8 protein-coding genes are annotated in these 9,070 nt (G+C 55.1%); 3 read left to right on the top strand and 5 right to left on the bottom strand.

The window, feature by feature from the left end:
* Positions 1–103: 103 nt before the first annotated feature.
* A complete protein-coding gene (locus tag DWV32_RS09320) occupies positions 104–1,309 on the bottom strand; it encodes a hypothetical protein (RefSeq protein WP_117636049.1) in 1,206 nt (401 codons plus the stop codon).
* A gap of 268 nt (positions 1,310–1,577) precedes the next feature.
* On the opposite strand from DWV32_RS09320, the gene galE reads away from it, so the two are divergent.
* A complete protein-coding gene (galE, locus tag DWV32_RS09315) occupies positions 1,578–2,639 on the top strand; it encodes a UDP-glucose 4-epimerase GalE (RefSeq protein WP_117757965.1) in 1,062 nt (353 codons plus the stop codon).
* Between the two features lie 144 nt (positions 2,640–2,783).
* Here galE and DWV32_RS09310 read toward each other — a convergent pair whose 3' ends face one another.
* Positions 2,784–3,002 (bottom strand): transposase, encoded by a 219-nt coding sequence (locus DWV32_RS09310; RefSeq protein ID WP_117584253.1) that lies wholly within the window; start codon positions 3,000–3,002, stop codon positions 2,784–2,786.
* Positions 3,003–3,295: 293 nt separating this feature from the next.
* Here DWV32_RS09310 and DWV32_RS09305 point away from each other — a divergent pair, with 293 nt between their 5' ends.
* Together DWV32_RS09305 and DWV32_RS09300 are read left to right on the top strand one after the other, a co-directional pair.
* Positions 3,296–4,594, top strand: coding sequence for an ATP-binding protein (locus DWV32_RS09305; protein ID WP_117856218.1), 1,299 nt, complete (start codon positions 3,296–3,298; stop codon positions 4,592–4,594).
* A gap of 142 nt (positions 4,595–4,736) precedes the next feature.
* Positions 4,737–5,255, top strand: coding sequence for a hypothetical protein (locus DWV32_RS09300; RefSeq protein ID WP_124786586.1), 519 nt, complete (start codon positions 4,737–4,739; stop codon positions 5,253–5,255).
* Between the two features lie 850 nt (positions 5,256–6,105).
* On the opposite strand, the gene DWV32_RS09290 is transcribed toward DWV32_RS09300, so the two are convergent.
* Genes DWV32_RS09290 through DWV32_RS09280 form a run of 3 tightly spaced genes read right to left on the bottom strand, consistent with a single transcriptional unit; the run spans position 6,106 to position 9,022 of the window.
* Positions 6,106–7,740: an ABC transporter ATP-binding protein gene (locus DWV32_RS09290; protein ID WP_117757963.1), complete on the bottom strand. Its 1,635-nt coding sequence runs from the start codon at positions 7,738–7,740 to the stop codon at positions 6,106–6,108.
* Positions 7,724–8,575 carry a radical SAM/SPASM domain-containing protein gene (locus DWV32_RS09285; protein WP_117757962.1) on the bottom strand — a complete coding sequence of 284 codons (852 nt, stop codon included), beginning with the start codon at positions 8,573–8,575 and terminating at the stop codon, positions 7,724–7,726. The genes DWV32_RS09290 and DWV32_RS09285 overlap by 17 nt, the downstream gene beginning before the upstream one ends.
* On the bottom strand, positions 8,576–9,022 hold the full coding sequence (locus DWV32_RS09280; protein WP_117757961.1) for a hypothetical protein: 447 nt from the start codon (positions 9,020–9,022) through the stop codon (positions 8,576–8,578).
* Positions 9,023–9,070: the final 48 nt, after the last annotated feature.

The following is a 9,070-nucleotide window of genomic DNA, read 5'->3' as shown; positions in this document are numbered from 1 at the left end:
GCAAAGAAGGCCACTTAATGTGGCCTTCGTCTTGCGCAGGACTGTAGAGCAGGCAACCTTATGCCTCGCCCGCAGTCCCGGACCAACCAGCTTCAAGCCGCAGTTACGACAGCGCAATACCGCCAAGCCAGCCCCAACGCACGCCCGACCCAGTGCCATAGAAGCTAATAAACGAATCAAGCGACTTAGACGTAATGGCGCCCTCGTTGCTCATTACGATGCCGCCGCCAACGTAGATACCCACATGACCGTAGATAAGGCCCGGAGCACCCGTGCCGCTGTGCGAGGAATCGGCCACGATCATGCCCACCTGCAGCGCCGAGCGGTCGGAGCTATAGCACCAGGCGTTGAACATGTCACACGCGTTGCCGCCAAAATAGCCCACGCCGGCATTGCGGAAGACATTGGTAACCCACGCCGCGCACCAGTTCTGACCCGGCGAAGGCGTGGAGTAGCACGCGTTGACGACGGCCTGCTGCTTGCCCGAGCCGGCATTCTGCTGCGGAGTTCCGGGCGCATACGATCCACCGCCCGAGCTCGAACCACCCGAGTAGGAATTGTTCTTGTTCGCGGCGGCCGCGGCAGCGGCGGCCTTCCTAGCGGCCTCCTCGGCCTGGGCGGCAGCGAGAATCTCGGAATCGCGCTGAGCCATGAGCTCCTTGACGTCGTCGGAAAGACCGTTCAGCACGGTCTGGACTTCTTGCTGCTTGGCCTGCATATCCTGCATCTGAGCCGTCTGCTGGTCCTTGAGTTTCTCCAGGTTGGCCTTTTGTGCTTCGAGCTCGGTCTTCTGCGCGTCGAGCTCAGCCTGAATCGTCTGGATATCCTCGATGGCATCGCGGTCGCTCTTGTTGATCTTCTCAACGTAATGCGCGTTGGCGACGAGTTCCTCAAACGAGCCAGAGGCCAGCAGCAGCGACAGGATGTTCGTACCGCCGGACTTGTAGCTGGCGGCCACGCGATCGGAAAGGTCGTTGCGCTTCTTCTTGAGCTCGGCCTTCTTTTCATCGATCTGGGCCTGCGTGTCGTCAATCTTGCCCTGGACATTCTCGATGTCGTTGAGGGTCTGGGCATTCTTGTTGGCGAGCGCCGCGTACTCATTGGCAATGCTGTCGAGCTGAGCCTGGACCTCGTCGAGCTGGGCCTGGGCGGCATTCAGTTTGTCGGTGGTTTCTTGACTGGCCTCAGCCGCATGGGCGCGGGCGGGCAGGCCAAAAAGAACAGCCGCAGAAGCGGCGCCGAAAAGAGCCTTAAGGGCAGTGCGGCGCGAAAGCTCCTGCGTAAAGATGGAATCGTTGTTTGGTGACATATGTACTCCGTTACATGCTTATTTATATGTCGCTCAACTCAAACATATTAACGCACATCGCGCTTGTCCCAACTATTTCCACGAACGGCTGGAAAAGCATGGTCAGCGGCTCGCAAATACGTCCCACACCAAAGGTAAGGATTATGCAAATAACACCCTATGAGTACGTTAACATCAATCCTCTGGTTTTCCTGCCCCGCGTGTTTTGGGCGCCCCCAGCTGCGCTATACTCCCCTCAAGAAGTGTTCCTGATTCGATAGGAGACTACATGTCCAAAGCACTCGACCCCAAAGACACCTGCGTCCTCGTTACCGGCGGCGCCGGCTTTATCGGCTCGCACACCGTCGTTCAGCTGCTCGAGGGTGGCTACCAGGTTGTCGTCGTCGATGACCTCTCCAACTCCAGCGCCGTTGCCATCGACCGCGTCAAGACCATCGTGGGCGACGAGGCCGCCAAGAACCTCACCTTCTACGAGGCCAACGTGCTCGACCGCGATGCGATGAACAAGATCTTCGATACCCACCAGATCGACCGCGTCATCCACTTCGCCGGCTTTAAGGCCGTTGGCGAGTCGGTGAGCAAGCCCGTCGAGTACTACCACAACAATATCGAGAACACCCTGGTGCTCATCGATGTCATGCGCAACCACGGCTGTAAGTCCATCATCTTCTCGAGCTCTTCGACCGTCTACGGCGATCCGGACAATCCGCCCGTCACCGAGGAAGACCCCAAGAAGCCCGCGACCAACCCCTATGGTTGGACCAAGTGGATGATTGAGCAGCTCCTCATGGACGTCCACACCGCCGACCCCGAGTGGGACGTCGTGCTGCTCCGTTATTTCAATCCCATCGGTGCCCATCCGTCGGGCCTGATCGGCGAGGACCCCAAGGGCATCCCCAACAACCTGGTGCCCTACGTCGCCCAGGTCGCCGTCGGTAAGCTCGAGGCCGTTCAGGTCTTTGGCAACGACTACCCCACCCCCGACGGCACCGGCGTGCGCGACTACATCCACGTGTGCGACCTGGCATCCGGTCACGTTGCCGCCCTCAACTGGATGAACGGCAAGACCGGCGTCGAGATCTTTAACCTGGGCACCGGCACCGGCACCTCGGTACTCGAGGTCGTCGCCGCCTTCTCCAAGGCCTGCGGCAAGGAGCTGCCCTACGTGATTCGCGAGCGCCGTGCCGGCGATATCGCCGCCAACTGGTGCGATGCCTCCAAGGCCGAACGCATGATGGGCTGGAAGGCCCAGTACGACATCGCGGACATGTGCCGCGACAGCTGGAATTGGCAGAGCCATAACCCCAACGGCTTCGCCGACGCCGAGTAGCCACTCCCCCGTGCTAGGTTTTGTGGCATGCCTCAAAACCTAGCACGCGACATGCTCGGCACATGCCGCTTCCTGCATGGGTAGATTTCTAGACATGTCCCAAAAATCTACTGGCCCCGGCCTCCAATGTGAGGTCGGGGCTTTTTAGGAACTCGTTCTCGAGCTCGAGCTCGCGCATGCACTTGCGGCCGCCGCGACCGGGTGGTTGGTCAGCTCCTTCTTCCTGACCGTCACCCATCTTCCCAGGGTCTTCTCGTTGATGCCGAGGTCGGCTGCCACTTGGGCGATGGGCTTCCCCGACGCGGCGGCGAAGTCTGCGGCCTCGGCGCGGTACCCCGCTGTGTAGGAGGGCCCGTCTGCCATGACTGACACTCCTTTCTTTTTGGCGCTGAAACGATTATCGCCGCTCAACGCCATTCCTCTAAGTCAAGTGTCCTTGAATACGATACAGTTCAAATGGACGAGGAGAATCTGGCGCTCCTCTCGATGAGCCCGGAGAGGTCCCTGGTCGTCACCTTCCCCCGCGCGAACGCGAAGCGGACGGCGGCGAGCCATGTCCTCACCGCGCGTTCCATTTAGGGAGTCCTCGAGAAGTCGATCTCTCTGTGCGATAATCGAGCTATTGAGTCTCGCGAGTTTAGAGCTGGTGATATGCATTGAAAATCAAGATGAAAAACATCGGCAGGGTCGCTGAGGCCGATATCGAGATTAATGGTATTGCCGTGATCGCCGGGGAGAACGGGACGGGGAAAAGCACGGTTGGAAAAGCGCTTTATGCGGCCTTCAACAGCATGTCCGATTCGGAGAACAAAATCGACCGCATGAGGCGCAATAGTGTTGAGCGCGCCATCAGGAAGGCATATGTGGGAAGCCCTCTCGACTCCACGTCTCGCCACAGGCGAACTGCTGGAAGAATGAATAGTTTCATCGACAGGGTTTTTTCGGGCGAGTGCACGAGGGACGAGCTTATTGATGAGATAAAGGAGTATTACGGGGAGGAGATCTCCCGTGAGATCGAATCCGATTTCACGAATGGCGTAGCAGGAGTTGCCGATCAGATTATCGAGATCATGGATATCTCCGATGATGAGGTATTTCGTGCGATTGCGACAAACAGGTTCCGAAGCGAGTTCAACGGCCAGATCAATTCGGTTTTCGGCGAAGAGCCCGGGAAGGTCGAACTCCAGATAAAGGACGCATCTACGGTTTTCTCGGTTGCAAGTGACGAGGTGGCGGAGGTGCACGATAGGAGGGTTTTGCGATTCAGGGCGCATTATCTGGACGACCCGTTCCTGATCGATTCTCTCGGAGGACCCTACGGCCCCGCTTTTCGGTTCAAGCCCCTCCTTGGACACCAGGAGGAGCTGCGGCAAGATTTGATTCAGGCGACCATCCGTAACGATGACAGCGAGTCCTCGCTGTTCGAAGAGATCGCGAAGGAGCGACACCTGAAGGTTCTCATGGACAAGGTTTCCTCCTTATGTCCGGGGCATTTCGAGAGGAGCGAAAGTCGCGGTCACCTTACGTATCTCGAAGAGGGCTTCGCTCGGGGGTTGGAGCCTGGGAACCTTTCTGCTGGCTTGAAGACGTTCGCCATCATGAAGGTGCTCTTGAAGTCCGGCGCGCTAGATGCCGGAGGGACTATTATCCTCGATGAACCCGAGATTCATCTTCATCCTGCATGGCAGCTGGCCTTCGCCGAGATAATCGTGCTGCTCCAGAAAGAGCTCGGGATGCACGTCTTAATGAGCACCCATAGTCCATATTTCCTGAATGCGATCGAAGTGTATTCTAAGAAGCACGCTGTTGATGGATTGTGCTCATATTATCTTGCGGAGACCTGCACTGATGGACGCTCTCGCTTTGCCGATATAACCGGCTCGACTGAGGTCGCCTACGAGAAGCTGGCGGCTCCTTTTGATACGCTTGAGAGGGAGGAGTACGGCCTTGAGTAGCGACCTGTGCGCCTCCTGCCCTCATCCGAACTCTCCCGCGGTGCCAGATGGCAGCGATGGTTGCTCCCGTTGCAGGACCTGTATCCTAAGGGACTGCACGTCGACCATCTCCAAAACATCCAGAGACGGGAGCGTCTCTCTTGTGGATGACGATTTGCCTGTTGTCAATTTTGACTCTGTTAAAGAATGCTACTGCAAGAAGGTCAATAGGTGGATGCAACTCCCGCGCTCCGCCGATGCGCTGTATTGCGATCGGGAAACGTTATATCTAGTCGAATTTAAAAACGGCAGTCTGAAGGAGACGCTGGGGAAGAGGCTCAATCCCAAGGATGACGAAGAGCTTGGTATCAATCTTGGCCAAAGGGACGCCCTCATCGAGAAGTGCAAGGACAGCGTTTTGATCTGCTCGGACCTGTGGGGAAAGAGGACGAGATGGTTTCGCGAGCACTGCGTCTTTGTTTTGGTATACAACGAGGACAAGAACAAGACCGCGTTGAAGCGGGTTGCCAGCTCGATTAGGAAAAAAGCGCGTTTTGGGCTTCCTGACAAATTGAAAGGTTTTTGCGTGAAGGATGTCTTGACGCTAACCGAAAAGGAGTTTTCGACATCGCTCCTTTCAACTTGGCGAGACGCAGAAGAAATCGCGGAGGTCGACGCGTAGGAGACCGAAAAGCATCCGGTGGCTATTTGCTCCCGATATCGATCGTTCGTCTGCAGTCGGTTTTCTTTCCGCTGCGCCCGCCAGTTTGCGATGAGTCGCGCACCGTGTGAAGCTCAACACGGATGAAATACAAATATAATCCCCCCTTGCACTGTGTTGATAAATATTGCTCGTCGAACTCATCTGAACTGGGCTTTCTTGCATAGAACTGCCTGAACCTGAGCGTTTTCGGGTATCGCATTGCCCGATCGAGCACCATCGCGACCTTCTCAAGCTTGTCCTCGGGCGGACTCATAGCCACAGCCCCGCATGTCGTCCCGGTTGGAGCCGGGATGAGCCCTCAGGAAGCACTGCATGAAGTAGCGCATCCGGTTCACGGGCCCCAGCGGGTTCTGGCCGTCGGGAACGCCCTTGAGCAGCTTCGCGTTGTAGTGCTGGCTCTTCAGTGACAGATTGTTGACGGGAGCCGTGTGGCGCCCGAACGTCGCCAAGGTCTTCGCCCTGCTTGTCTTGCCAAGGCCCTCCCGGATGAAGATTGAATTGCCTGGCTCATCGCAGCCGAGCGCGACACGGCCTCTACCCGAGACCATCATCTCTACACATAGCCCATCATTCGACAAGAACGCGCAGTTTGTCCTGCATAGGCGCATGGTGTCCCCCTCCGCCGCAAGAGGTGAGCAAAAGAGAGGCTCCCCTCGCCACTACCGGACAAAGGGACCTCTCTGGGGAAACACGCTATAAAACCTTCTTGCCGGGCGGTCGAGTACAGCACCGACGGCGTACCCGTGGAGACCTACCCAGAGCCCACGCCATTTCAAGTTTCTTGGTCTTCAACGCCACAATCCGATAATCATCCAGCCGTCGAAATGACCTCGTCACAGGCGGCAAGCATCTCCTCGTCATGAGTGACAACGATTACAATATGGTCTCTCTTAATTTCATGAAGCAATTTGATCAGCGCACCTCGACTCTTCGCATCAAGTGCTGAGGTCGGTTCATCAAAAAGCATAACGTCCGGCGATTTCAACAGCTGTCTCACAATTGCAATCTTTTGCTTCTCGCCGCCGGACACCCCTCCTTTCCCGCCGTCAAGCATCGCCGTTGCCCCGTTCTCCACAGAAGCAGCCATTTCGTCTAGCCCCAATATGACAAGCATCCGATTCAGCTTATCCATCTCGTAATCATCAGAAAGCAGCGTAAGATTATCGAGAATCGTCCCCTCAACGATAGGGGGTTCTTGCTCCGTAATGCTGACTCGACACCGCCGCAATGCATATCGATCGATGCAACGCTGTGACACCCCGTTGTAGCGAACGGCCCCTTCTGTGTCATCTGGATATAGCCCCAATATCACTGACAGCAGCGAGCTCTTCCCCGAACCATTCGGCCCCGAGATTCCATATAGCCGACCCCTGGAAAACGCGAGCCCCTCAATGCTTAACGCGACCCTTTCCGCCCCTGGATAACGTAGCTTGATGTTCTCTAGACGGATTTCCTCAATCGGACCAAGCGCCAATTTGCCATTCGCTTCCACCGGGACATCCCAAATTCTTTTCAGCCGCTCATAGCATACGCGATTAGTCTGGTAATCCCTTCCCCAGCCCAACAAATACTGTACCGCTGAGCTTAAGTTCGAATAATATCCAACAGCAGTCACGAGAAAACCAGGCAACAGTCTCCCGCCCATCACTTCAACCGCGCCCACAGCAAGAAGACATCCTTGAGCGGCGGAAGCGACCAACGCGTTGCCAAAGGTAAATCTAGACCCTACTTCCTGATTTGCTCTCATCGTTGGATAGAGCCCATTAAAAGCTTCGACCAGTACAGCGCGGGACCTATCGAACAAAGCATGTTTGCGGATGAAATCAACTTTCTCCAACTGATCTTGTAGACAGGAAAAAAACCTCGCGCTCTGCTCTTGTACGTCAAAACTTCTCTCAAACAGCCTTGCGCGTGAAACCGCATAAAAAGCGGCACTCGCTGCCGCAAGAACAAGGCAGACCACACTCAACTTGATATTCAGGCTACCGAGAACAAACAGGGCGGACAAAAGGGTGATAACGTTGCTTGAAACTCCCACAACCGAGTTGATTACGAAGATGACAAGGTCATTAGCGTCGTGATTGATTTGCTGGTTATAATACGACGCGTTGAAGCCCTCGAAGAATGCCTGGGGAAGGTGCTTCACGTGCTCAAGCGTATCCGCATTTAAGCCGAACCCCGCATGCGACTGAAGGTTGATGTACAGCATCTCTGAGCAATACACTAGTCCCGCTCGAACCGCTTGGACCGCAACCAAAATAAGGCAACAAACGAGAACGGCGGCAAGATCGGCGCTGGCCGGCATCGCCAATCGGTTTACCACTATGCCGGTAAGAAAGGGACCCGCAAGCGCAAGCAGCCCGACCAAAACTGTTACGACAAGATAGGCGTAGAATCGACCGCCCAGTATATATTTTCTACAGAGATTAAGCATCAGCCTCATTTTGCCCCGCACCCCGTTTTGCCGTATTCATCATCTGGGAGAGCAGCATTTTTTGCTCGGCATCATACCGGAAGGAAACGCAACGTTTCCCCTCACCGTTTAAGGCGTGGTTGGGGCACCCTCCCATGCACATGGGAAAAGCAAAGCACTCTTGGCATTCCGGGTCATCCGGCTCATATGCCATCCAGTTAATCATGTTCTTGCTCAACATTGGCGGCTCGAAAATAGTTCCGACCCTCCGCTCCTTCATTCCAATGTCATCCCAGCACTTATACAAATCTCCGACGGGATCAACCACGTACGAGTTGATTCCAACGGCGCAACATATCCCGAAATTCGTCCCACCAAAAGGTTGAACTTTGAAGCCCCGCGCAATTGCCCTTTTATAAAACTCAGTCTCCTCATACGAGAACTCTTTTACAGTAAAGCAGTGGCTGTCGTTCGCACATACCTGATTGATATCGTCAACAGGGGCTAAATAGAAGTGAACCTTATTCATCAGGCCATTTAGCTCGAGATAATCCAATAGCTCTTGAGCGGCCTCGATGTTGGTCTTGTCGACGTTGCTCCTTATCGAAATATCGATGATGTCGGCACACTCTTTGACGTTCTTGAGAATACGTTCGTATGTAGGGCTTCCGTCGTGAAGAATCCTTCTCGAATCGTGATCCGACTTCGATCCATCTATAGTCACTTGCGCGCTCGTCACACCACATGCCGCGAGCCTCCTTGCAACATCAGGCGTCAGCAGATAGCCATTTGTCACTATCGATGCGGAATATTCACACGTTGGCCCCACGACATCTTTCAGATCCGACGTAATCCGTTCGATCATCTACATTCCGAGCAGAGGCTCGCCGCCGTACCATCCAACTGAGAGACTTGCGATACCAGGATAGTAATCTTTCACGAACTTGGAGAGCTGTGTCAAAACCTCCTCGCCCATCGTCGTGTACGCCTGTCCCTTTTCATAGCAGTAGGGACAGCAAAAGTTGCAAGCCATCGTTGGCGCAATGGTAAGGGACAGAGCAGTATTCGCAAAGCGCGCGGCGCGACTTTGCAACCTGATCTCCCCAAGCTCGTCCCTCTCCTCATTGACTAGGATGCCTCCCCTTATCAGCTCCGCGACAAGATCATCGGCATCCCGAACGTCCCCTTCTTGAATCCTTTTGAATTTCTGCGCGTATTCCGGATTTAACGACAGGATGCCGCCGGTTCGCGCATTCATGATAAGAAGACTTCCGTTATGTTCATGCACCACATTAAATTGCGACAGTTTCACTTCGCACCATCTCCATTTCCAACCAAATCCATATCGACCCTCAGACGC

The organism is Collinsella sp. AF04-24 (assembly GCF_003465685.1).
Lineage (GTDB): Bacteria > Actinomycetota > Coriobacteriia > Coriobacteriales > Coriobacteriaceae > Collinsella > Collinsella aerofaciens_AP.
The sequence above is the reverse complement of the archived record's forward strand: the minus strand, read 5'-3'. Positions and strand labels throughout refer to the sequence as shown.